This is a genomic window from Brevundimonas sp. Leaf168, from assembly GCF_001423685.1.
In the GTDB taxonomy this organism is placed as follows: domain Bacteria; phylum Pseudomonadota; class Alphaproteobacteria; order Caulobacterales; family Caulobacteraceae; genus Brevundimonas; species Brevundimonas vesicularis_C.
This window is the reverse complement of record NZ_LMOY01000013.1, coordinates 78,580-101,979: the sequence shown is the minus strand read 5'-3', so window position 1 is coordinate 101,979 and position 23,400 is coordinate 78,580. Positions and strand designations below refer to the sequence as shown.

The window sequence follows — 23,400 nt, the reverse complement described above, 5'->3', positions numbered from 1 at the left end:
CAAGATCGGGCGCGCGGGCCAAATCGCGCGGCGTCACATCGCGTTGCCCTTTGCTACCGCACACAGGTCTTGGCGCCCGTCGGCTTGCGCCGTAAGCCAGCGCCATGACGACGCTTTCCGCCGCCCGGACCAGGGTTTCGAACTGGCTGTTCGACCAAGCCCTGCCGCTTTGGGCCGAGCGGGGGGTGGACGCGCAGGGGCGATTCTTCGAGCAGCTGGATTTCGACGGCCGGCCGGTGACCGGTCTTCGTCGTCGCACGCGGGTTCAGGCGCGCCAGGTCTATGTGTTCTGCGAAGCGGCCGCCTTGGGATGGGCGCAGGGCCAGGCGGTGGCCAAGGCCGGGCTGGATCAACTGATAGCCGATCGCCGACGTGACGACGGCCTTTGGGTCTCGGCGACCGATGACGACGGCATGGTGGTCGATGAGACGCCCGATCTCTACGACCTGGCCTTCGTCCTTTTCGCGCTCGCGGCGGCGCATCGCGTCCTTGGTGATACGCGAGCGCGGCCTCTGGCGCTTGAGACTCTGGCTGCGATCGATCGGTTGATGGCGTCTTCGCATGGAGGATGGGAGGAGGCCCTGCCGCCACGCCTGCCGCGGCGTCAAAATCCCCACATGCATATGCTGGAGGCGATGCTGGCCTGGCAGGCGATTGCGCCTGATCCGGCGTTCGAGGTGGCGGCGCGGGTGTCGCTGGACCTGTGCAAACACCGCTTCCTGATCGACGGCGCGATCCGCGAATATTTCACCGAGGATTGGTCCGCCGATCCAGCAATGGGTCATGTGATCGAGCCGGGCCACCTCGAAGAATGGGCCTGGCTGTTGAAACAAGGCGGGGACGGTTCTGATCTGGCCACGGCGCTGCATCGTCGGGCGGCAGCGCAGGGTTATCGCGACGGATTCGCCATCCGCGAGATCGGCCCGGCGGGAGAGACGCTGGATGGCGGACGGCGCCTGTGGGCTCAGACCGAGGCCATTCGCACAGGATTGAGTTTTGGCGACGCGGGCGTTTCAGCTTTGATCGTCGCCGTGTTCGACACCCATCTGGCAACCGCCGTGCCGGGCCTATGGGTGGACAGCTACGACGCCCAAGGCCGCTCGCACGATGCGGCGGCCCCGGCGTCCAGCCTCTATCACCTCATGACCGCCTTTTCGGAATTGCTTCGGAGCGACGCATGACCGGCCGGCCCGCCGCCTTTCTGGATCGGGACGGGGTGCTGATCGAGGACAGCGGTTATCCGCATCGGCCCGAGGATCTGAAGCTGATTCCGGGCGCGGCGGCGGCGGTGCGGCGGATGAATCAGGCCGGCTATCGCACCGTGATCGTGACGAACCAGTCGGGCGTGGCGCGGGGCCTGTTCAGCGAAGAGACGATGAACGCCTTCAACGATCTGCTGGTCGCGCGACTGGCCGAAGAGGGCGCGATCATCGACGCCATCTATTCCGCGCCCTTCCATCCCGAAGCGATCGAGGCGCGCTATCGCCATCCCGATCATCCCGACCGCAAACCCAATCCGGGCATGTTGCTGCGCGCCATCGCCGAGCACGATCTGGATCCGACGCAGTCCTTCATCATCGGCGATCAGACGCGCGATCTGCAGGCCGGAGAGCGCGCCGGGGTGCAGGGCTATCGCTTCGAAGGCGGGGACTTGGACGCTTTCGTGCGCGATGTGGTGGGTCTCTAAGACCAGGCGTCGCATTTCCTCGCCTGGTGAATTACTCTGATCCAAAATCGGAGGAGATCGCCAATGAGCGCGCCCTATCCATTCGCTGAACGCCGCTGGACCTCGCCGGATGGTCTCACGCTCTTTGCGCGGGACTATGCGCCCGGTCCCGGCGTCGCGCGGCCGCCGGTGATCGCCATCCATGGTCTGACCCGCAACAGCGCCGATTTCGAAGCCATCGCACCGCTGCTAGCCCAGAGCGGGCGGCGGGTGCTGGCGGTGGATGTGCGCGGGCGCGGCCTGTCAGACCGTGCGCCCGACCCTATGACCTATATGCTCGATGTCTATGCGCGCGACGTACTGGCCCTGATGGAGCATGCCGGGATCGACCGCGCGGTCTTCGTTGGCACCTCGATGGGCGGGTTGATCACCATGGCGCTGACGGCGATGCGGCCAAAGGCGGTGGTCGCAGCCATCCTGAACGACATCGGGCCGGAGGTGGCGCCGGAAGGTCTGGCGCGGATCGCCGCCTACAGCGGTCAGCCCGTCGAGATCGGCTCTTGGGCCGATGCGGCGGCCTATGCAAAGCGGATCAATGCGGTGGCGTTTCCGCACTATACGGATGCGGACTGGGACGCCTTCGCCCGGCGCATTTTCCGCCAGCAGTCGGACGGTGAGATCGCGCTGGACTACGATCCCGACATCGCCGTGCCGATCCGAGCGGCGGGGGCCAAAGCGCTGCTCCCGAACCTGTGGCCGATGTTCCGGCGGCTGGCGAAGAAGAAGCCGACGCTGCTGGTGCGGGGCGCTGCCTCGGATCTGCTGAGCGCCGACATCGCCGCGCGGATGAAGAGGGCGGCTCCAACCATGGCCTATGTCGAGGTTCCCGGCATCGGCCACGCGCCCATGTTGGACGAGGCCGAGGCCAAGGCGGCGATCTTCGAGTTCCTGGCCGAGGTCGATTAGTCCCTGGTCGGGTCGACCCGTGACGCATCGCCGTAGGTCAGGGCCAGGAAGACGTCCTCCAGGTCCGGATCTTCGGTGGTGATGTCGGCGATGGTGACGCCGGCGGCGCGCACGGCGTTGATGACCTGCTCGACCGATGACTGCCCCTTCTTATAGGCGACCGCGAAGGCGCCGCCCGGACGAGGTGTCACCTCGAAACCGGCCAGCACCGGCGGCGTCGCCTGGGGCGTTTCCGGGGTCACGACGACATTGCGGCTGTCCAGACGGCGTAGAAGCTGCGGCGTCGGCTCGCAGGCCACCACCTCGCCCCGGTTGACGATGGCGATGGTGTCGCAAAGCTCCTGGGCCTCTTCGAGATAGTGGGTGGTCAGGACGATCGTCACCCCCTCCTCGTTGATGCGGCGGACATAGGCCCACAGCTGGCGACGCAGTTCGACGTCCACGCCGGCCGTCGGCTCGTCCAGGATCAGGATGGGCGGATTGTGGACCAAGGCCTTGGCCACCATCAGACGGCGCTTCATGCCGCCGGACAAGGCGCGGACATAGGCGTTGGCCTTGTCCGACAGGCCCAGCGCGGCCAGCAGTTCGTCGGACCGTCGCTCGTCCTTTGGCACGCCGTAAAAGCCCGCCTGCACCTCCAGCGATTCGCGCGGGGTGAAGAAGACGTCGGCGACGATCTCCTGCGGCACGACGCCCAGGGCGGCGGCGGCGTCGCGCGGTTCCTTGTCGATGTCGCGGCCCCAAATGGTCACCGAGCCCTCGGACTTCTTCACCACCCCAGCCAGGATGTTGATCAGGGTCGACTTGCCGGCGCCGTTCGGGCCCAGCAGGCCAAAGACGGAGCCGCGCGGAATGACCAGATCAACGCCGCGCAGTGCCGTCTTGGGGGCGGCCTTCTTGGACCCAGCATAGGTCTTCTTCAGTCCCCGCACCTCGATGGCGTTGTCGGGCAGGGCGGGGGTCTCTGACATGATCTGCTATTCACTCGGGCGGGACGGCGAGCGGCATAGGTAAGGCGCACGATCGCAATCGCCAACCTTTCTTGCCCACAGCGTGCGACAAGCAAGCCTGTCTATGTGTCAATGATGCTTGACCTCCCCTCTCTATGTGTCTAGCTTGCTTGTCATAAAGACAACCGAACTTGATGGAGCTCGACGTGACCCCCGTTCAAAAAGTCAAGACGCCTCTGACCCGTACCCGCCTGATCGGCTTCGTCGCCATGGCGGTCTGCGCCATTGGCTATACCAGTGGAGGACTGGCGCTGCTGGCGGGCAAGACTGATCAGATCGAGATGACGCATGCCGCCATCGCCGGCGCCGCCCTGCTGCTGATCGGCGAGATCGGTCTGTGGGTCGGCGCGGCCTGTCTGGGTCTGACCTTGTTCAAGAAGCGCAAGGCGATGCTGAACCGTCTTCTGGGCCGTCGCCCGGCGGCGCCCAGCGAGGTTTGACCTTCGGGGCCGGTCCGCCTAGGAAGCCCGCAAGCCTTTCAGACCCGGACCGGACCATGCCTCCCCGCCATTCCGACGCCATCATCCCGCCGCCCGAAGAGATCGTCGTCTCGACCAAACGCGTGGCCTGCGACGGCGGCGGCGGGGCCCTGGGTCATCCGCTGGTCTATATGGACATGGGCGAGGACGACTTCATCGAGTGCGGCTATTGCGACCGGCGTTTCGTCCTGTCGGCCCAGGCGCACGACGAGAACGAATATCTGAGCCCCGCGGCTCGCGCGCCCGAGGCCCACTGAGACCGTAACCTCAGTTCAGTCGCGGTGTTGCGGCGGTTGGGTCTATAGACGGCTGACACGCTGTTCGGACGGAGACGAGCCTTGCGCTATCTGCACACCATGGTCCGGGTAAAGGACATCGACGCCTCGCTGCACTTCTATTGCGACCTTCTGGGTCTGCAGGAGGTGCGCCGCATCGAGAACGAGGCGGGCCGGTTCACGCTCGTGTTTCTCGCCGCGCCCAAGAATCTGGAGCAGTCGGCGGCGGAACGCAGCCCCGAGGTCGAGCTGACCTTCAACTGGGATCCGGAAGAGTATCAGGGCGGGCGCAACTTCGGTCACCTGGCCTATAAGGTCGATGACATCTACGCCGCCTGCCAGAAGCTGATGGACGGCGGGGTGACGATCAACCGTCCGCCGCGCGACGGCAACATGGCCTTCGTCTGCTCGCCCGACGGCATCTCCATCGAACTGCTTCAGGAAGGCGCGCCGCTGGCGCCGGCCGAGCCCTGGGCCTCCATGCCGAACGTCGGCGCCTGGTGATGACGGTCCGGACGGCGGCTCTGCTGACGGTTGCGGCGGTCGTGCTGTCGGCCTGCGCCTCGACCACCGAAAGCAACACCGGCCGCACGGCGACGGAGCAGCTGCTCTTGGCGCGCGCCTCGGACCGGGCGGTCGAGGGGCTGGTCCTGCCGCTGCCGACGGGCGCTTCGGTCTTCATCGACGACGCCTATTTCCAGGGCGAGGGCACACGCTACGCCGTCAGCGCGATCCGGGGGGCGATCTCGGACGCCGGTTTCAGCCTGGCCCGCAACAAGGACGAGGCGAACGCCGTGTTCGAGATCCGCGCCGGCGCCCTGTCGCTGGAACAGATGCGGCGCGTCTTCGGCATTCCGGAGATGCGGATCCCGATCAACGAGACCTTCAACGTCGTCTCCCTGCCGGAACTGTCGGTCTACAGCCACCGGGACCGGGTCGGGGTCGCCGAATTTTCCGGCTTCCTCTACGAAGCCAAGACCGGTGCGCCGCTGGGTGCCGTGGTGCCGATGATTGGCACCTATCGCATCCGCAGCCACAAGGCCTTCATGGTCGTGTCTTGGGGCCAGCAGCAGGCCCAGCCGGGTCAACGCGATCCGGGATCGAGCTGGACCGAATTCTGACGCTGACGCGGGGGCGTAGGAGCCCTATGTTCCCGCCATGACCGAGACGACTGCGCCCGAAAATCCAGAAACCGAACGCCCGATGACGCAGGACGGCCCTGCGCTGCGGCTGTGGATGATCGACGCTTCGGCCTACATCTTTCGCGCCTATCACGCCCTGCCGCCTCTGACGCGCAAATCCGACGGCCTGCCGGTCGGCGCGGTCCAGGGCTACTGCAACATGTTGTGGAAGCTGCTGAAGGACATGAAGGGCGCCGATGGCCCGACGCACCTGGTGGCCATCTTCGACCATTCGGAAAAGACGTTCCGCAACACCCTGTACGATCAGTACAAGGCCCATCGCCCCCCGCCGCCCGAGGATCTGGTCCCGCAGTTTCCGCTGGTGCGCGAGGCGACGGCGGCGTTCGGAGTCCATTGCGTCGAGCTGCCCGGCTATGAGGCCGACGACCTGATCGCGACCTACGCCTGCAAGGCGCGCGATGTGGGCGGCGAGGCGGTGATCGTCTCGTCCGACAAGGATCTGATGCAGCTGATCGGTGGCGGCGTCGTGATGTGGGATCCGATGAAGGACCGGCGTCTGGCCGAGCCTGAGGTGTTCGAAAAGTTCGGCGTCGGCCCGGAGAAGATGGTCGATCTGCAGGCCTTGATCGGCGACAGCGTGGACAACGTCCCCGGCGCGCCAGGCATCGGGCCGAAGACGGCGGCGCAGCTGCTGGACCAATACGGCGATCTGGACACCTTGCTGGCCAATGCCGGTGAGATCAAACAGCCCAAACGCCGCCAGACCCTGATCGACTTCGCCGACCAGATCCGTCTATCGCGCGAGCTGGTGCGCCTGACCTGCGATGCGCCGGCGCCCGAGGCGATCGATAATTTCGCCGTGCGCGACCCCGATCCCGCGATCCTGTCGGCCTTTTTGGAGACGATGGAGTTCCGCTCGCTGCAGCGCCGCGTCGGCGACGGCAAGGCCGGGCCCAGCGACGTCTCGGCCTTTGCGCCCAAGCGTGCGCCGAACCTGAGCGCGCCGGTCTCGACCCCTCGCTACGGCCAGGTCGTCGAAGGCCCGGTCGAGGTCCAGACATTCGATCACGCGGCCTACGAATGCGTCCAGACCGAAGTGGCGCTGGATCGCTGGATCGCGCGCGCGACCGAGGTCGGCGTCGTCGGCTTCGACACCGAGACCGATACGCTGTCGGCGACCCATGCGGGACTGTGCGGCGTGTCGTTGGCGGTGGGGCCGAACGAGGCCTGCTACATCCCCCTGACGCACGAGCACGAGCTGCAGGCCGGCGAGGGCGGTCTCTTTGGTGAAGCGGGAGAGGCGCCCGAGCCGATCCATCAGCTGGACAAGCCCACGACCCTGGCCAAGCTGAAGACGTTGCTGGAAGACCCGTCGGTCCTGAAGGTGCTTCAGAACGCCAAATACGACATCGCCGTCATGGCGCGTCGAGGCATCCGCGTCGCGCCTTATGACGACACCATGCTGATCTCCTATGTGCTGGAGGGCGGACTGCACGGGCACGGCATGGACGAGCTGGCGCGCCTGCACCTGGGCCACGAGCCGATCCCGTTCAAGAGCGTGGCGGGTGCCGGCAAGAGCCAGAAATCCTTCAAGCATGTGGCTTTGAAACCCGCGTCGGAATATGCGGCCGAGGATGCGGACGTGACGCTGAGGCTATGGCGAATCCTCAAGCCCCGGCTGGCGCGGGAGGGCCTGTCCACCGTCTATGAGACGCTCGAGCGCGGCATGCCGACGGTGCTGGCGGACATGGAGTTGAATGGGGTTCGCATCGATCCCGACCGGCTGAAGCGGCTGTCCAGCGAGTTCGGCCTGCGCATGGCCGAGCTGGAGGCCCAGGCCCATGAGATCGCCGGACGCCCCTTCAACATCGGCTCGCCGCGCCAGATCGGCGAGATTTTGTTCGGCGAACTGAACCTGCCGGGCGGCAAGAAGACCGCCTCGGGCCAGTGGGGCACCGACGCCAGCGTGCTGGAGGAACTGGCGCTCAGCCACGATCTGCCGCGCGCGATCTTGGACTGGCGCCAGCTGTCCAAGCTGAAGGGCACCTACACCGACGCCCTGACCGCCGCCGCCGATCCCAAGACCGACCGCGTCCACACCAGCTATCAGCTGGCCGCCGCCACCACCGGCCGTCTGGCGTCCAGCGACCCTAATCTTCAGAACATCCCGATCCGCACCGAGACCGGCCGCGAGATCCGTCAGGCCTTTATCGCCGCGCCCGGCAATGTCCTGATCAGCGCCGACTACAGCCAGATCGAACTGCGCCTGCTGGCCCATATCGGCGACATCCCCGAGCTTAAGCGCGCATTCAAGGCCGGGCTGGACATTCACGCCGCCACAGCGAGCGAGATGTTCGGCGTTCCCGTCGAGGGCATGCCGTCCGAAACGCGCCGCCGCGCCAAGGCCATCAACTTCGGCATCGTCTACGGCATCTCGGCCTTCGGCCTGGCCAACCAGCTGGGCATCGATCAGGGCGAGGCCGGAGCCTATATCAAGACCTATTTCGAACGTTTCCCAGGCATCCGCGCCTATATGGACAAGACCAAAGCCGAGGTCCGCCAGACCGGCTTCGTCTCGACCGTCTTCGGCCGCCGCATCCACATCCCGGCCATCCACTCCAAGTCCGGCGCCGAGCGCCAGTTCGGCGAGCGCGCCGCCATCAACGCCCCAATCCAGGGCGCGGCCGCCGACATCATCCGCCGCGCCATGATCCGCATGCCCGCCGCCCTGACCGAAGCCGGTCTTGCTACGCGCATGCTGCTTCAGGTCCACGACGAACTAGTGTTCGAGGCGCCGGAAGCCGAGGCCGACCGCGCCATCGCCGTCATCAAACGCGTGATGGAAAACGCGTCGGACCCAGCCGTGGCCCTGACCGTACCCCTCGTAGTGGATGCCCGCGCGGCGTCGAACTGGGACGCCGCGCACTGATGGTTACGTAAGCAGTAAAATTGCAAACGCTTGCAGGTTAGGTTAAGAACAATCTGAGGTTCGTAGTCTGCGGGGCTGAGATATGTCTGTTGGGCTTTTATTCGCAACGGTTTTACTGGCTGGCGGAGGTCAGGCGATACAGCCTTCGAATGCGAGCGGCCCTGTTCAAGTTGAAGACGTCATCGTCAACGCCCAGAGATTCGAGGATGCAGCCGAACAATATGTTGGCGCCGTAGCCGACCCTGCTGGCGCACGAGGTTTGGCGCGTTGGCGGGATGGCGTTTGTATTGGGGTCATCAATCTGCGCGCCGATGTGGCTCAGGAAATTGCCGATCGTCTCGGCGATACGGCTCTCGGCCTGGGCCTCCAGGTTGGGGCGCCGGGTTGTCGTCCAAATATCAAGATCACAGCATCAGATCAGCCATCGAAACTGGCTGGAGCACTTGTGTCGCAGTCGTTCAGGGCGTTCCACACAGGCGGCAGCGGCACTGATCAAGGCCGGGCAAGGCTCGATGCTTTTATCAAAACTGACCGTCCTGTGCGCTGGTGGCAAGTCAGTTACCCAGGCAATGCCGAAACAGGCGAACTCGCCGTTAGGTTACCTGGATACTACAACACGCTTGCGATGGGATTGGATGGTAATGATGTTTTGGCCTATGCGCCAAGTGTTCGCGTAACAAGCCCCACCCGCCTACGTGCATCAATATCTGATTTTCTTTATCATATACTCATTATCTTAGATGTTGATCAGGTGCAAAGCGCCTCCGTCGGTCAACTGAGCGACTATCTGTCTATGGTGGCCTTTGCTCAGATCGACCCGGCAGGACAAACCCGAGGCTTTGCAACAATCCTCAATCTGTTTTCAAATCCCGAAGGTGCGCCATCGGGTTTGACGAGTTGGGACAGGGCATATCTGGACGGGCTTTACCAATCCGACCTCACCCGCATCCAAATCGGCAACCAAGCGTCGGCATTGGCATCGTCCGCACGAGCTATGAAAGCTGCTTCCGATCAAGCGGTCATAAACGACTAGCGGTGTGAACGCAGGCCAGCCCGTTGTCGTAACGTACGCTACGCCGCGATCATGCCGATATCGTCGGGAAGTTCGCCGCGGCCGAGCAGGCCGGTTTCGAAGTCCATGAAGATGTCCATCAGCTCCTCGACGTTCACCGGAGAGGCCGACGGGCCGAAGCGGAAGCGCCAGTAGCTGACGATATGCTGGACGGCGCCTAGCTGGTCACCCAGCTTGGCGAACATGGAGGGAGCGTCCAGCAAGAAGTCGCGGAAGGCGATCGGGCGGCCTTCCTGGGTCAGTTTGGCGTAGGCGTCGTCATAGACGCGCAGAGTGCGACTGACCTCGTCGCACGTCTTGATGATGCGGCCGCGCAGGACATCGCGGCTGCGCGCCAGATATTCCTTGGCGGCGCGATCGACCTTGCCGACCGGCTTGATGGTGCGCACGGCCTCGGCGACCCCGGCGACTTCGCCCAGCAGGGCGGCGAGCGTCCACTTGTAATAGAGGAAGCCTTTCCAGCAGAAGACGCCCTCCTGATACTGTTCGGGCGCCAGGCGCAGCGTCAGTCGCAGGGCGTCCAGCTGATCGCCGGGCGTGTTCGACAGGATCTTTGACGCCATCCGCCCGGCCGAATCCGAGTTCACTGCGATCGTGTCCGCGCCCAGGCTGAGCGTCACCAGCGGCTCGATCTCGCTGCGAACGAAGGCCAGCATGCGCTGAAGATCACTGTCGCTGATCGAGAAGTAGCAGGGCGAGGGGTCCAGGCCGCCGCGCCGCAACTGCTCGCGCAGCAAAAAGGGGTCCAGCGACGGCAGTCTGTCGATCAGGCGCAGGGTCTCGATGTCGGGATGGTTGGGCGCAACGCCGAACGCTTCCATCATCATCCGCTCGAAGCCGATCTGATTGACGAATACGTATCGGCCGCCGGTCTTCAAGTCGGCATCGTCGATGGGGATGACGACCTTAGTCGCGACCTGGCGTCGGCCGGTGAACAGATCGGTCTCATTGCGCCGCAGACGATGTTTGATGATCAGGGCGCGGTTCAGCGCCGCCGTACGGAATATCGGACGCGCCGCCCAGTCGGGATTGCGCACGGCGCCGTCGGGCGCGCTGTCGCCGTTCTCCTCCCACACGCGCAGCAGATTCAGCACGCGGGCTGTGGAGGCCGAGCTCTTGAGGTGCTCCAGGTTGCGGACGGCGCGATCAGTCATGGCGCTGACGTTACGCCAACAATCGTCACCAAATGGCTTAGCTCGAGAAGTAAAATATCTGCGGTCGGCGAATTTCTGCCGTTCGATCCTGCGCGCCGGACAATGGCTTTGAGCGCTGCGCTGGCGCGTGACGGCGATCCGGGTCTAGAACGGTGGCATGCAGATTTTCGACATTTTGATCATTCTCGCGATCCTGGCCGTGACGATCACCTTGGGCTTCGGCCTCTATTCACTGTTCCGAGGCGGGGACTATGCGCGCAGCCATTCCAACAAGCTGATGCGTCTGCGCGTCGGGCTTCAGGCGGTGGCCGTCATCCTGCTTGTCGTCGGCATGATGTGGAAGGCGACGCAGGGAGCCTGATCATGGTGACGCTGAACAAGATCTACACCCGCACGGGCGACGACGGTCGCACGCGGCTGGCGTCCGGCGCGCCGGTGTCCAAGAGCGATGCCCGGGTCGAGGCCTATGGCGCGGTGGATGAGCTGAACGCGGTGATCGGGGTCGCCCGGCTGAACAGCGGCCAGAACGACCGGATCGACGCCATGCTGGGCCGGATCCAGAATGAGCTGTTCGATCTGGGCGCCGATCTGGCCACGCCTCTAGACCCGCCGCCGGCCTGGGAGGCTTTGCGCATCGTCGAGAGCCAGGTTGCGCGCCTTGAGCAGGAAATCGACTGGATGAACGAGAGCCTGAAGGCGCTCGACAGCTTCATCCTGCCGGGCGGTGCGCCCTTGTCGGCCCATCTGCATGTCGCGCGCACCGTCTGCCGACGGGCCGAACGCGAGGCGGTGCGTCTGATCGAAAACGGCGAGGCCGTGAACGTCGAGGCGGTCAAATATCTGAACCGCCTGTCCGACCATCTGTTTGTCGCGGCTCGACGCGCCAACGCCAACGGCGCCAGCGACATCAAATGGAAGCCCGGCGCGACCCGCTAGGCGAAACCGGTCAGGCGGCGGGACGCGCCGCCGCCAGTGCGGCTTTCTGACGCTCGGCCTCTGCGGCTCGGGCGCGGCTCTGGGCGGCGAGATCCTGTTCGATGCGAACCAGCTCCCGGTTCTTCTCGGCCGAAGCCTCGGCGCGCGACACGCCATTGGGGCGGCCGGTGATCTGGGCGATCGAGATGGGCTGGGCGCAGATGCGGCTTTCCATATCGTACCATTTGCCCGCCGCCTCGCAGCGTTTGCCGGGCGCGACCCAATAGTCCTGCAAGGCGAAAATCCCGACGACGGTGATGCCGAACAGGCCGAAGAAGATCATCGCCAGGCGGGGAAAGGTCAGGAAACGCTTCATCTCGTGGTCCGTTGGATAGGGATCGCAGCCACAGCTTGACCCCGCGTTACGTTGACAGGCCTTCGCGACCGCTCCATGTCCTGCCCACACATTCAGGCGATTTCACGGATAGACCCATGAAGGTACTCGTCCCCGTCAAACGGGTGATCGACTATAACGTCAAGGCCCGCGTCAAGGCGGATCAGTCGGGCGTCGATCTGGCCAACGTCAAGATGAGCATGAATCCCTTCGACGAGATCGCCGTCGAAGAGGCGGTTCGTCTGAAGGAAGGCAAGGAACACCATGCCGCCGGCACCGCGACGGAGATCGTCGTGGTCTCCATCGGCGTCACCCAGGCCCAGGAAACCATCCGCACGGCGCTGGCCATGGGCGCGGATCGCGGTCTGCTGATTCAGTCGGACACGGACCTGGAGCCGCTGGCGGTCGCCAAGCTGCTGAAGGCGGTGGTCGAGGAAGAAAAGCCCGACCTGGTCCTGATGGGCAAACAGTCGATCGACGGCGACAACAATGCGGTGGGCCAGATGCTGGCCGCCCTGCTGGACTGGCCCCAGGCGACCTTCGCCGGCAAGCTGGTGATCGATGCCGGCAAGGCCACGGTCACGCGCGAGGTTGACGGCGGCCTGCAGACGATTGCTGCCGAACTGCCGGCGGTGGTCACGGTGGACCTGCGGCTGAACACGCCGCGCTATGCCTCCCTGCCGAACATCATGAAGGCGAAGAAGAAGGAGATCGCCATGAAGGCGGTCACCGACTACGGCGTCGATGTCGCCGACCGCCTGAAGGTCATCAAGGTCACCGAGCCGCCCAAGCGGTCGGCCGGCGTCAAGGTGGCCGATGCGGCCGAACTGGTTTCCAAGCTCAAGTCTGCGGGAGCGCTGTAAAATGGCTGTCCTCGTCATCGCCGATCACGACGGTTCGACCGTTCGCGATACCACGCATAAAACCGTGACCGCCGCGCTGGGCCTGTCGTCCGATGTGGACGTCCTGGTCCTGGGGCAGGGAGCGCAGGCCGCCGCCGACAGCGCCGCCAAGATCGCGGGCGTCCGCAAGGTGCTGCTGGCCGAGAGCGCCGGTGTGGGCAAAATGCTCGCCGAAGCGGTCGAGGCGACCGTCCTGCCGCTGGCCGGGGGCTACGACGCCATCCTGACGCCGGCGACCACGGACGGAAAGAACTTCGCCCCGCGTCTGGCCGCCAAGCTGGACGTCGCGCCGATCTCGGACATCATCGAGGTTGTGTCGGCCGATACCTTCGTGCGCCCCATCTATGCCGGCAATGCGCTGGAGACGATCCAGTCGGCCGACGCCAAGAAGGTGATCACGGTGCGCCCGACCGCCTTCGCCGCCGCCGCCGAAGGCGGTTCGGCTGCGGTCGAGAGCGTCGCCGGCGCCGATGCGCCCAAGACGGCCTTCGTGTCCGAGGAGATTGTCAAGTCGGACCGGCCCGAACTGGGCGCCGCCAAGATCATCGTCTCGGGCGGTCGCGCCCTGGGCTCGGCGGACGAATTCCATGCCGTGATGGAGCCGCTCGCCGACAAGCTGGGCGCCGCCATCGGCGCTTCGCGCGCGGCGGTCGACGCCGGCTATGCGCCCAACGACTATCAGGTCGGTCAGACCGGCAAGGTGGTCGCCCCGGCGCTCTACATCGCCATCGGCATCTCGGGCGCCATCCAGCACCTTGCCGGGATGAAGGACTCCAAGACCATCGTCGCCATCAACAAGGACGCAGACGCCCCGATCTTCCAGGTCGCGGACTATGGTCTGGTCGGCGACTACAAGACGGTGGTGCCGGAACTGATGGCCGCCTTGGGCTAGGCCCACGTCGAATCGATCTGAAGAGGGCGCGGCGCCGATCGGAGCCGCGCCCTTTTTCTTGCCCGCAAAGGACCGCATGGCGAACTTGCCTGTAAGGCTGCAGCCCGGCGCTGCAGCCGACCGCATTGATGGGTGGACGAGCGACGCCGAGGGTCGACCCGTGCTCAAGGCGCGCGTCCGCGCCCGCCCGATCGAGGGAGAAGCCAACGACGCCCTGATCCGGCTCCTGGCCAAAAGCCTTGGCGTCCCGAAGTCGTCGGTCAGCGTCGGACGCGGTGCACAGTCACGTTTGAAGATGATCGTTGTGCAGGGCCTGGATGACGAAGAGCTGCGCTTGCGCCTCGTCGACGGTCTTTCTGGCGATTGAGGAGAGCCATCCAGCCTATTGGTGCGTTCTGCATCGGAACAGGAGACTAGCCCAATGACGATGGACGCCCGCATCCTCCACGCCCGCAGCGGCGTCACGCTCGAGCAGAAGAGCGATGTCTATGCGGTCTCGAGCCTGCGGCTGTCCGAGCCGGCGACTTTTAACGAAGAAGCGGATGCCCAACGCGCCTTCGATGATGAGGTCGCGGCCTGCGAGCAGGATCCAGAACTGATGTCGCGTCTCGGCGGGGCCTGAGAAGGCGAAACGCCTGTATTTATGGGCTTCAAATAGCCCGGAGGATTACGATTCCTGATCGACGATCATGAGTCTGCGAGAAACTTCCCCCGGACTGTCAGAATCCGCTTGCTGACAAATCAGCCTCTCCGTATAGAGCCGCCTCGCTCGGAAACGGGCCGGCCGGCGGGGCCGCGGGGGTTTAGGTCCTCACGGTTTCACGGAAGAAAGAAGCGAAAAACTTCTTGCTTTCATCGGTTGGTTTCACTAGGTTCCGCGCTCCAATCGAATCGCCGACGGGTTTTCAGAGGTAAGCCTNCACGGAAGAAAGAAGCGAAAAACTTCTTGCTTTCATCGGTTGGTTTCACTAGGTTCCGCGCTCCAATCGAATCGCCGACGGGTTTTCAGAGGTAAGCCTCGCTTTCCTCCGGTGGTTTCTTGCGGTCTGAAGGGTTCGCTCTTCTCTCCGAAAGATCTCTGAAAAGAGCGGTTGACACGGGGTTTGCGGTTCTCTAAATCGCCGCCTCCGCCGACGACACGGCGCTAAACGGTCGGGCCTCTCCGGAGGTTCCAGGTCTTTGACATTGTTGATTTGGAAAGAGAAACGCAGGCGGCGGTGTTCTTGCGATGACCCTAGAAGGTCATCATACGACACTGACTATCTGCGGTCTTTTTGAAAAGATACCATGCGTCGGTCTTCGGATCGATGACGTGGGAACTCGTCAATAAAATACGTAGAACTAATGCCAAGACCGCTTCGGTGGTCTTCAAGCTTAGGTCAGAAGTCAACTCAACCTGAGAGTTTGATCCTGGCTCAGAGCGAACGCTGGCGGCAGGCCTAACACATGCAAGTCGAACGAACTCTTCGGAGTTAGTGGCGGACGGGTGAGTAACACGTGGGAACGTGCCTTTAGGTTCGGAATAACTCAGGGAAACTTGTGCTAATACCGAATGTGCCCTTCGGGGGAAAGATTTATCGCCTTTAGAGCGGCCCGCGTCTGATTAGCTAGTTGGTGAGGTAAAGGCTCACCAAGGCGACGATCAGTAGCTGGTCTGAGAGGATGATCAGCCACATTGGGACTGAGACACGGCCCAAACTCCTACGGGAGGCAGCAGTGGGGAATCTTGCGCAATGGGCGAAAGCCTGACGCAGCCATGCCGCGTGAATGATGAAGGTCTTAGGATTGTAAAATTCTTTCACCGGGGACGATAATGACGGTACCCGGAGAAGAAGCCCCGGCTAACTTCGTGCCAGCAGCCGCGGTAATACGAAGGGGGCTAGCGTTGCTCGGAATTACTGGGCGTAAAGGGAGCGTAGGCGGACATTTAAGTCAGGGGTGAAATCCCGGGGCTCAACCTCGGAATTGCCTTTGATACTGGGTGTCTTGAGTATGAGAGAGGTGTGTGGAACTCCGAGTGTAGAGGTGAAATTCGTAGATATTCGGAAGAACACCAGTGGCGAAGGCGACACACTGGCTCATTACTGACGCTGAGGCTCGAAAGCGTGGGGAGCAAACAGGATTAGATACCCTGGTAGTCCACGCCGTAAACGATGATTGCTAGTTGTCGGGATGCATGCATTTCGGTGACGCAGCTAACGCATTAAGCAATCCGCCTGGGGAGTACGGTCGCAAGATTAAAACTCAAAGGAATTGACGGGGGCCCGCACAAGCGGTGGAGCATGTGGTTTAATTCGAAGCAACGCGCAGAACCTTACCACCTTTTGACATGCCTGGACCGCCAGAGAGATCTGGCTTTCCCTTCGGGGACTAGGACACAGGTGCTGCATGGCTGTCGTCAGCTCGTGTCGTGAGATGTTGGGTTAAGTCCCGCAACGAGCGCAACCCTCGCCATTAGTTGCCATCATTAAGTTGGGAACTCTAATGGGACTGCCGGTGCTAAGCCGGAGGAAGGTGGGGATGACGTCAAGTCCTCATGGCCCTTACAGGGTGGGCTACACACGTGCTACAATGGCGACTACAGAGGGTTAATCCTTAAAAGTCGTCTCAGTTCGGATTGTCCTCTGCAACTCGAGGGCATGAAGTTGGAATCGCTAGTAATCGCGGATCAGCATGCCGCGGTGAATACGTTCCCGGGCCTTGTACACACCGCCCGTCACACCATGGGAGTTGGTTCTACCCGAAGGCGCTGCGCTGACCGCAAGGAGGCAGGCGACCACGGTAGGGTCAGCGACTGGGGTGAAGTCGTAACAAGGTAGCCGTAGGGGAACCTGCGGCTGGATCACCTCCTTTCTAAGGATGCTTCTCCAGGCCGTCTCTCACGAGACTGTCTATTGAGGCTCCAATAAACGGCGGAACGCCGCCGTCTCCGTTTCTCTTTCCACTTTCGTCATCGACGCCTCGGCCATACGGGTCGTTGAGTTGGTGACGCGATCGCGAGCCTGGGTGTTTATGACCCGGCTGTCGCTGCCATAGGCCCGTAGCTCAGGTGGTTAGAGCGTACGCCTGATAAGCGTAAGGTCGGCAGTTCGAGTCTGCCCGGGCCTACCAGGACTTCTGGTTCGCTGGGGGTTCTCAGCCTCAAGACGGCATCGCCGACAGCTCTCCTGGGCTTCGCACTGTTCCTGATGGAATGGGGCCATAGCTCAGTTGGTAGAGCGCCTGCTTTGCAAGCAGGATGTCGTCGGTTCGACTCCGTCTGGCTCCACCAGGATCTTGTGATCGCATCAAGAATTGCCCGTCGGCGCCCGCCGGCTGGCATTGATATCGTAAAGGAAGAACGTGACCGGCTCCCCTGAGCTTTGAGGTCTTGTTCGAGAAGAAGACATTGTCTGACAAAAATCAGGCTTGGTCCCCCGGCATCTTTCCAGTCGGGCGGAATAAACCAAGCATGAGTTTTGCTGAGAAACGATCAAACGTTGAAGGGCTTCTGACGGATGCCTTGGCGTAGAGAGGCGATGAAGGACGTGGCAAGCTGCGATAAGAACCGGGGAGGCGCTAGCACCCTTTGATCCGGTTATTTCCGAATGGGGAAACCCACCTTTACAGTCTTCCAACTCTGTTTCTTCGGAAGCAGCGATTGGCGGATTGTTAAAAGGTATAATGAGCTGAATACATAGGCTTCATTAAGCGAACCCGGGGAACTGAAACATCTCAGTACCCGGAGGAAAGGACATCAACCGAGACTCCCGTAGTAGTGGCGAGCGAACCGGGACCAGGCCAGTGCTCTTGTGAAATAAAGACGAACGATCTGGAAAGGTCGGCCATAGTGGGTGAAAGCCCCGTAGTCATCAAACAGCAAGAGACTCGAGTAGGGCGGGACACGTGAAATCCTGTCTGAACATGGGGGGACCACCCTCCAAGCCTAAGTACTCCTCTACGACCGATAGTGAACAAGTACCGTGAGGGAAAGGTGAAAAGCACCCCGACAAGGGGAGTGAAACAGATCCTGAAATCGGAAGCCTACAAGCAGTCGGAGCCGCCAAGCGCGGTGACGGCGTACCTTTTGTATAATGGGTCAGCGACTTCATGTGTCGAGCAAGCTTAAGCCGTTAGGTGTAGGCGCAGCGAAAGCGAGTCTGAATAGGGCGCTAAGTTCGACGTATGACGACCCGAAACCAGGTGATCTATCCATGAGCAGGTTGAAGGTTGGGTAACACCAACTGGAGGACCGAACCCGTGAATGTTGAAAAATTCTGGGATGACTTGTGGATAGGGGTGAAAGGCCAATCAAACCTGGACATAGCTGGTTCTCCGCGAAATCTATTTAGGTAGAGCGTCCGACGAATTCCTTGGGGGGTAGAGCACTGGATGGTTGCGGGCTGCGCGAGCGGTACCAATACTAACCAAACTCCGAATACCCAAGAGAACTATCGGGCAGACACACGGCGGGTGCTAACGTCCGTCGTGAAAAGGGAAACAACCCTAACCATCATCTAAGGCCCCCAAGTCACGGCTAAGTGGGAAACGATGTGGGATTGCTTTGACAATCAGGAGGTTGGCTTAGAAGCAGCCATCCTTTAAAGAAAGCGTAACAGCTCACTGATCAAGCGATCCTGCGCGGAAAATGTAACGGGGCTCAAGCCGTGCGCCGAAGATATGGGTTTGCAGTTTACTGCAAGCGGTAGCGGAGCGTTCCGTAGGCCGGTGAAGGTCAGGCGTGAGCCTGGCTGGAGGTATCGGAAGTGAGAATGCTGACATGAGTAACGATAAGAGTGTGAGAGACACTCTCGCCGAAAGACCAAGGGTTCCTGCGTAAAGCTAATCTGCGCAGGGTTAGTCGGCCCCTAAGGCGAGGCTGAAAAGCGTAGTCGATGGGAAGCAGGTAAATATTCCTGCACCAGCTGGAAGTGACGGATGGCTTAACTCGTACCCACTTATTGGATTGTGTGTGCGGGGGCGTTGTCCCAGGAAATAACTCCAGCAGAGACCGTACCCGAAACCGACACAGGTGGTCAGGTAGAGCATACCAAGGCGTTTGAGAGAACTATGCTGAAGGAACTCGGCAAATTGCACGCGTAACTTCGGAATAAGCGTGACTCACCTTGCGCAAGCAGGACTGAGTGGCACAAGCCAGGGGGTAGCGACTGTTTAGCAAAAACACAGGGCTCTGCGAAGCAGCAATGCGACGTATAGGGTCTGACGCCTGCCCGGTGCCTGAAGGTTAAAGGGAGATGTGAAAGCGTCGAACTGAAGCCCAGGTAAACGGCGGCCGTAACTATAACGGTCCTAAGGTAGCGAAATTCCTTGTCGGGTAAGTTCCGACCTGCACGAATGGCGTAACGACTTCCCCACTGTCTCCAGCATAGGCTCAGTGAAATTGAATTCCCCGTGAAGATGCGGGGTTCCCGCGGTCAGACGGAAAGACCCTATGAACCTTTACTATAGCTTCGCCTTGGCGTTAGCGACCGTATGTGTAGGATAGGTGGGAGACTATGAAACCGGGGCGCCAGCTCTGGTGGAGTCGTCCTTGAAATACCACCCTTACTGTCGTTGACGTCTAACCGAGGGCCGTTATCCGGTCCCGGGACATGGCGTGGTGGGTAGTTTGACTGGGGCGGTCGCCTCCTAAAGTGTAACGGAGGCGCGCGATGGTGGGCTCAGACCGGTCGGAAATCGGTCGTCGAGTGCAATGGCATAAGCCCGCCTGACTGCGAGACTGACAAGTCGAGCAGAGACGAAAGTCGGCCATAGTGATCCGGTGGTCCCGAGTGGAAGGGCCATCGCTCAACGGATAAAAGGTACTCTAGGGATAACAGGCTGATTTTGCCCAAGAGTCCATATCGACGGCAAAGTTTGGCACCTCGATGTCGGCTCATCACATCCTGGGGCTGGAGCAGGTCCCAAGGGTATGGCTGTTCGCCATTTAAAGTGGTACGTGAGCTGGGTTCAGAACGTCGTGAGACAGTTTGGTCCCTATCTGCCGTGGGTGTTCGAAGCTTGAGAGGATCTGTCCCTAGTACGAGAGGACCGGGATGGACATACCTCTGGTGTACCTGTCATGGCGCCAGCTGTGCAGCAGGGTAGCTAAGTATGGAATAGATAACCGCTGAAAGCATCTAAGCGGGAAACTAACCTCAAAACAAGGCTTCGCTGAGGATCGTGGAAGACTACCACGTTGATAGGCCAGGTGTGGAAGTGGGGCGACCCATGAAGCTTACTGGTACTAATAATCCGATCGGTTTGATCGTTTCTCAGCAAAACTCATTCGATGATTGCTCCTTGACCAGAGCAATCTCAGACAATGTCTTCTCATCATCCGCTGTCCCCCTGGTTGACCTGGTGGCTATGTCGGAGGTTCCCCACCCGATCCCATTCCGAACTCGGTCGTTAAGCCCTCCAGAGCCAATGGTACTTCGTCTCAAGGCGCGGGAGAGTAGGTCGCCGCCGGGTCTACCAGGCGGACAGCCGATGATGAACAAACACCGCAATCGCGRTCCTTCTCGAAACCGTTCTTCCTTCACGATACACTACCGTTTGCCGCGGGATGGAGCAGCCCGGTAGCTCGTCAGGCTCATAACCTGAAGGTCGTAGGTTCAAATCCTACTCCCGCACCCAAAACNGTTCTTCCTTCACGATACACTACCGTTTGCCGCGGGATGGAGCAGCCCGGTAGCTCGTCAGGCTCATAACCTGAAGGTCGTAGGTTCAAATCCTACTCCCGCACCCAAAACAGCGTAAAGCCCCACCGCCAAAAGCCGTGGGGCTTTATGCTGTCGGGTTGGGGTTGCCTGGCGATTTAAACAAATCGGCAGCCCATCCAATCCCAAGGGTTCATACCGCGGCATCTCTCGCAGGGTCACACTACCGTGGTTATGGCCGCCGCTTTGATAAAGACATCGCCTAGCTGGCGTCGGCAGCTTCGACGTAAAGGTGCGCTTCGACGCCATCCGTTTTTTGGGCCAGACCCGGCACTTCGTCGAGCTGGCGAAGGCTGGTGAACAGACCGCGTTCCTCACGATAGCGGACAATCTCAAACCCATGGCCACGCAAAAGTTCGACGCCATTGAGTTCGCCCGCAGTGGCGGTGTTCAAGTCAATCATCTGTCGCGGTCCGTAGTAAAGCCTCGCGGCCGGTGGCCGCGGGGTTGCGCGGGCTGGCGACTTCGCCGGCTAAAAGCTCAAGCGCTTGGGAAGGATGTGCAGCAAGCCATCCCCCGATACAGGTCGGAAGGCCCTGAGCCCCTAGATCCCGCCGCTTCGAATGACGACGACCGCGATCAGCGTCAGGAAGACGACGGCTGCGGCCGCTATGGCGAGAGCCGTGATGCGAAAGGCGCCGCGTGTCGGCTTGTCGGGCCGGTCTTCGTAGCCAATCGGGACTTTGCGGGGTTCTTTGTCGGTCATGGGCGATCAACGCACGGAGGCGGTTCGCGTTCGCCGACGCGTGTGAGCCTTCGGCGCAACCAAGGCTGCGCCGAAGGCTCTCGATCTTCGTCAGAAGCGGTAGGCGACGCCGACCCGAAGGTTGCGCCCCGGCAGAGGGGCGATGTCCTTGAGGAAGGACACGTGTTCGCGGGCTTCCTCGTCCGTCAGGTTCCGCGCCTCGGCGAACAGAGTGACGTTCTGCTGGGCGAAGGGGCGGACCGCGACCGAAGCGTTGACCAGGGTGTAGTCGTCGGTCGGCAGTTCGAACGCGTTGGCGACCCGGTCCTGTTCTCCGACGTGGCGAACCTCGGCGCTGGCGTCGAACCGGGTCGATGTCCAGGCCAGACGTCCGGTGACGGAGTAGGGCGGGATCCGCGCGGCAGGGCCGAAGTCCGTCTGGGCGTGGACATAGTCGGCCGCGCCTTCCAGCGACAGTTTGCGATCGCCGTCCTGCCAAAGCGCATAGGCGCCTTCCAGCTCGAAGCCATAGAACTTCGCGTCGGTCTGGACGAACCGATAGATGGGGAAGAACTCGTCCTCATCCTCGAAGTAGAACTGGTCGCCCGTCGGCCGTTCGTCGATGAAGCCGTTATACCAGGAGTGATAAACGTGCAGATCGCCGGTGAACCGGCCGCGATCATAGTGGGCGGTGCCCTCCAGCGTCGTCACCTTCTCGGAGTGCAGCGTCAGGTCGCCGGTCTCGTAGGCGGCGGTGGCGATGTGGACCCCATCGGCGAACAGTTCGACCTCGCTGGGCGCACGCTCGTTGTGGGCCAGGCTGAGGCCCAGGAACAGGCCGGCGGTCGGGCGGATGAAGGCGGCGGCGGACGCCGACCAGTTGTCGAACTCGCGCGTGACTTCGCTGGCGCCGCCGATGGGCGTGCCGCTGAGTTCGCGCCGGTCATAGCGCAGCCCACCCTCGAAACCATGGTTGCCGAGGTCCAGACGCTGCACCGTATAGAGGCCCAGTTCATCGATCTTGACGCTGGGCACGAAGGCCTCCTCGCCAATCGCTTCGAAGTTACGCGACAGAGCCTGGACGCCGACGGCGCCGTTCCAGCCGTTGCGTTCGCGCTGGACAAGGTCCGCACGGCCTTCCCAGCCGTCGGAGTTGAAGATGGTGCCCGGCTCGCCCACGGCCTCGAACTCGGTGTGGGTGTAGTCGGCATGGCCGTAGGAGCCGCGCAGGGCCGAAAAGGGCCCGCTGTCGAAACGGTATTCGCCGCGCGCGTCCCACCGCTTCTGGTTCAGCTTGATGAAGACCGATTCCTCAGCGACCGTGCCGTATTCGCTGTCGGTGTTTTTGTAGGAGACGCCAGCGAAACCCTTGTCGCCGATGTAGGAACCGCCGACGCCCCAAGCTTCCAGGTCGGTGTAGCTGTTGGGCTGGGTTCCGGTGTCCTCGCGCGCAAGGCCTTCGGCGGCGGCGCGCCTGGCGGAAATGGCCGGGGCCGGGATGTCGTAGTCGTCGGTCTTGCGCTTCACCCCATCGACGTTGAAGGCGAAGTTTCCAGTGCCGACGGTCATGCGTCCGAAGGCGCTGCGGCCGTCGTCCACGCTGGACGCCTGGGTGGAGACCACGCCGGACACGCCGCCCTCGGGGATCTCGGTGGGAATGCGATCGTCCAGAACATTGACCACGCCGCCGATGGCCGAGCCGCCATAGACCAGCGTCGCGGGCCCGCGGATGATCTCGATACGATTGGCCTCGGCCGGATCGGTGGCCACGGCGTGGTCGGGCGAGACAGAGCTCGCGTCGATCAGGCCGATACCGTTGGTCAGCACCTGGACGCGCGGCCCGCTAAGGCCGCGAATGACGGGTCGGCTGGCGCCGGGCGCGAAGTCGGTCGAACGGATGCCCGGACGCCCGCTCAGCATATCGCCGAGCGAGGCCGCCGGCGCCGTGGCCAGGGTCTGTTCGTCCACGACGTCCGTCGCGATTACCGAGGCCCGCTGGCTGATGCCATAGGGCGCGCCCGTGACGATGATATCGCCCAACTCCGCCGGGGCTTGCGGAGCGGACTGCGCGGCGGCGGCGCCGGCCAGAATCGTGGAGCCTGCGGCCGCCATGAGCAGGGATCGCGAGACGCTTGAGGGACGCATGGAAAAACTCTCAGCCTGGGAGGAAGTGACTTGTTACGAGATAACGTCACATAGGCTTTGCGCAATCAAGAAC

At 62.3% G+C, this 23,400-nt stretch carries 21 protein-coding genes, 4 tRNA genes and 3 rRNA genes; 22 read left to right on the top strand and 6 right to left on the bottom strand.

The genetic code is table 11. The annotated features are described in order from the left end of the window. The first annotated feature begins 104 nt into the window (after positions 1-104). The 3 genes from ASF81_RS13745 to ASF81_RS13735 all read left to right on the top strand — a co-directional run bounded on the left by ASF81_RS13745 (position 105) and on the right by ASF81_RS13735 (position 2,632). The gene (locus tag ASF81_RS13745; RefSeq protein WP_055809541.1) at positions 105-1,181 is read left to right on the top strand and encodes an AGE family epimerase/isomerase; all 1,077 of its coding nucleotides are present in this window, start codon (positions 105-107) and stop codon (positions 1,179-1,181) included. After that, positions 1,178-1,687 carry an HAD-IIIA family hydrolase gene (locus ASF81_RS13740; RefSeq protein ID WP_055809538.1) on the top strand — a complete coding sequence of 170 codons (510 nt, stop codon included), beginning with the start codon at positions 1,178-1,180 and terminating at the stop codon, positions 1,685-1,687. The genes ASF81_RS13745 and ASF81_RS13740 overlap by 4 nt, the downstream gene beginning before the upstream one ends. A gap of 63 nt (positions 1,688-1,750) precedes the next feature. Beyond that, positions 1,751-2,632, top strand: coding sequence for an alpha/beta fold hydrolase (locus ASF81_RS13735; RefSeq protein ID WP_055809535.1), 882 nt, complete (start codon positions 1,751-1,753; stop codon positions 2,630-2,632). On the opposite strand, the gene ASF81_RS13730 is transcribed toward ASF81_RS13735, so the two are convergent. Beyond that, positions 2,629-3,603, bottom strand: a complete 975-nt coding sequence (locus ASF81_RS13730; RefSeq protein WP_055809533.1) for an ABC transporter ATP-binding protein — start codon at positions 3,601-3,603, stop codon at positions 2,629-2,631. The genes ASF81_RS13735 and ASF81_RS13730 overlap by 4 nt on opposite strands. A 185-nt stretch (positions 3,604-3,788) precedes the next feature. Here ASF81_RS13730 and ASF81_RS13725 point away from each other — a divergent pair, with 185 nt between their 5' ends. The 6 genes from ASF81_RS13725 to ASF81_RS15135 all read left to right on the top strand — a co-directional run bounded on the left by ASF81_RS13725 (position 3,789) and on the right by ASF81_RS15135 (position 9,500). Beyond that, positions 3,789-4,082: a hypothetical protein gene (locus ASF81_RS13725; RefSeq protein ID WP_235559375.1), complete on the top strand. Its 294-nt coding sequence runs from the start codon at positions 3,789-3,791 to the stop codon at positions 4,080-4,082. A 56-nt stretch (positions 4,083-4,138) separates the two neighbouring features. Further along, the gene (locus ASF81_RS13720; RefSeq protein WP_017505425.1) at positions 4,139-4,378 is read left to right on the top strand and encodes a zinc-finger domain-containing protein; all 240 of its coding nucleotides are present in this window, start codon (positions 4,139-4,141) and stop codon (positions 4,376-4,378) included. Positions 4,379-4,459: 81 nt separating this feature from the next. Then, the gene (locus tag ASF81_RS13715; protein ID WP_055809527.1) at positions 4,460-4,900 is read left to right on the top strand and encodes a VOC family protein; all 441 of its coding nucleotides are present in this window, start codon (positions 4,460-4,462) and stop codon (positions 4,898-4,900) included. Next, positions 4,900-5,517, top strand: a complete 618-nt coding sequence (locus tag ASF81_RS13710) for a DUF6655 family protein (protein ID WP_055809524.1) — start codon at positions 4,900-4,902, stop codon at positions 5,515-5,517. The genes ASF81_RS13715 and ASF81_RS13710 overlap by 1 nt, the downstream gene beginning before the upstream one ends. Before the next feature lie 37 nt (positions 5,518-5,554). Next, complete coding sequence (polA, locus tag ASF81_RS13705; protein ID WP_055809521.1) at positions 5,555-8,467, top strand: DNA polymerase I; 2,913 nt, start codon at positions 5,555-5,557, stop codon at positions 8,465-8,467. Positions 8,468-8,549: 82 nt separating this feature from the next. Beyond that, the gene (locus ASF81_RS15135) at positions 8,550-9,500 is read left to right on the top strand and encodes a hypothetical protein (protein WP_156363285.1); all 951 of its coding nucleotides are present in this window, start codon (positions 8,550-8,552) and stop codon (positions 9,498-9,500) included. A 38-nt stretch (positions 9,501-9,538) separates the two neighbouring features. Here the strand turns inward: ASF81_RS15135 and ASF81_RS13700 are convergent, their stop codons facing one another. Continuing rightward, a complete protein-coding gene (locus tag ASF81_RS13700) occupies positions 9,539-10,693 on the bottom strand; it encodes a hypothetical protein (RefSeq protein WP_055809518.1) in 1,155 nt (384 codons plus the stop codon). Between the two features lie 157 nt (positions 10,694-10,850). Here ASF81_RS13700 and ASF81_RS13695 point away from each other — a divergent pair, with 157 nt between their 5' ends. Both ASF81_RS13695 and ASF81_RS13690 read left to right on the top strand, forming a co-directional pair. After that, entirely contained in the window at positions 10,851-11,054 is a 204-nt protein-coding gene (locus tag ASF81_RS13695) for a twin transmembrane helix small protein (protein WP_055755048.1), read from the top strand. A gap of 2 nt (positions 11,055-11,056) precedes the next feature. Then, positions 11,057-11,629, top strand: coding sequence for a cob(I)yrinic acid a,c-diamide adenosyltransferase (locus ASF81_RS13690; RefSeq protein ID WP_039246607.1), 573 nt, complete (start codon positions 11,057-11,059; stop codon positions 11,627-11,629). Positions 11,630-11,639: 10 nt separating this feature from the next. Here the strand turns inward: ASF81_RS13690 and ASF81_RS13685 are convergent, their stop codons facing one another. After that, positions 11,640-11,984, bottom strand: coding sequence for a hypothetical protein (locus ASF81_RS13685; protein WP_055755047.1), 345 nt, complete (start codon positions 11,982-11,984; stop codon positions 11,640-11,642). Between the two features lie 116 nt (positions 11,985-12,100). Here ASF81_RS13685 and ASF81_RS13680 point away from each other — a divergent pair, with 116 nt between their 5' ends. The 11 genes from ASF81_RS13680 to ASF81_RS13630 all read left to right on the top strand — a co-directional run bounded on the left by ASF81_RS13680 (position 12,101) and on the right by ASF81_RS13630 (position 20,526). Further along, complete coding sequence (locus tag ASF81_RS13680) at positions 12,101-12,865, top strand: electron transfer flavoprotein subunit beta/FixA family protein (protein ID WP_055809517.1); 765 nt, start codon at positions 12,101-12,103, stop codon at positions 12,863-12,865. Between the two features lies 1 nt (position 12,866). Beyond that, on the top strand, positions 12,867-13,796 hold the full coding sequence (locus ASF81_RS13675) for an electron transfer flavoprotein subunit alpha/FixB family protein (RefSeq protein WP_055809514.1): 930 nt from the start codon (positions 12,867-12,869) through the stop codon (positions 13,794-13,796). A gap of 76 nt (positions 13,797-13,872) precedes the next feature. After that, the gene (locus tag ASF81_RS13670) at positions 13,873-14,163 is read left to right on the top strand and encodes a DUF167 family protein (RefSeq protein ID WP_055809511.1); all 291 of its coding nucleotides are present in this window, start codon (positions 13,873-13,875) and stop codon (positions 14,161-14,163) included. Between the two features lie 54 nt (positions 14,164-14,217). Next, complete coding sequence (locus tag ASF81_RS13665) at positions 14,218-14,418, top strand: hypothetical protein (RefSeq protein WP_055809508.1); 201 nt, start codon at positions 14,218-14,220, stop codon at positions 14,416-14,418. 770 nt (positions 14,419-15,188) lie between these two features. Continuing rightward, positions 15,189-16,649 (top strand): 16S ribosomal RNA (locus tag ASF81_RS13660). Between the two features lie 181 nt (positions 16,650-16,830). Continuing rightward, positions 16,831-16,907: transfer RNA gene (locus ASF81_RS13655), tRNA-Ile, on the top strand. Between the two features lie 84 nt (positions 16,908-16,991). Beyond that, a tRNA-Ala gene (locus tag ASF81_RS13650) sits at positions 16,992-17,067 on the top strand. Between the two features lie 199 nt (positions 17,068-17,266). Continuing rightward, positions 17,267-20,047, top strand: a 23S ribosomal RNA gene (locus ASF81_RS13645). Between the two features lie 87 nt (positions 20,048-20,134). Next, a 5S ribosomal RNA gene (gene rrf, locus ASF81_RS13640) occupies positions 20,135-20,249 on the top strand. The 16S, 23S and 5S rRNA genes sit together here with 4 tRNA genes alongside, the layout of an rRNA operon. 88 nt (positions 20,250-20,337) lie before the next feature. Next, positions 20,338-20,414 (top strand) — tRNA-Met (locus ASF81_RS13635). Positions 20,415-20,449: 35 nt separating this feature from the next. After that, positions 20,450-20,526, top strand: a tRNA-Met gene (locus tag ASF81_RS13630). 173 nt (positions 20,527-20,699) lie between these two features. On the opposite strand, the gene ASF81_RS13625 is transcribed toward ASF81_RS13630, so the two are convergent. From ASF81_RS13625 to ASF81_RS13620, 3 genes are all read right to left on the bottom strand, one after another. Then, the gene (locus ASF81_RS13625) at positions 20,700-20,900 is read right to left on the bottom strand and encodes a helix-hairpin-helix domain-containing protein (protein WP_055809504.1); all 201 of its coding nucleotides are present in this window, start codon (positions 20,898-20,900) and stop codon (positions 20,700-20,702) included. A gap of 141 nt (positions 20,901-21,041) precedes the next feature. Beyond that, the gene (locus tag ASF81_RS15130) at positions 21,042-21,203 is read right to left on the bottom strand and encodes a hypothetical protein (protein ID WP_156363283.1); all 162 of its coding nucleotides are present in this window, start codon (positions 21,201-21,203) and stop codon (positions 21,042-21,044) included. 90 nt (positions 21,204-21,293) lie between these two features. Continuing rightward, complete coding sequence (locus ASF81_RS13620) at positions 21,294-23,327, bottom strand: TonB-dependent receptor (protein ID WP_055809499.1); 2,034 nt, start codon at positions 23,325-23,327, stop codon at positions 21,294-21,296. Positions 23,328-23,400 lie beyond the last annotated feature (73 nt).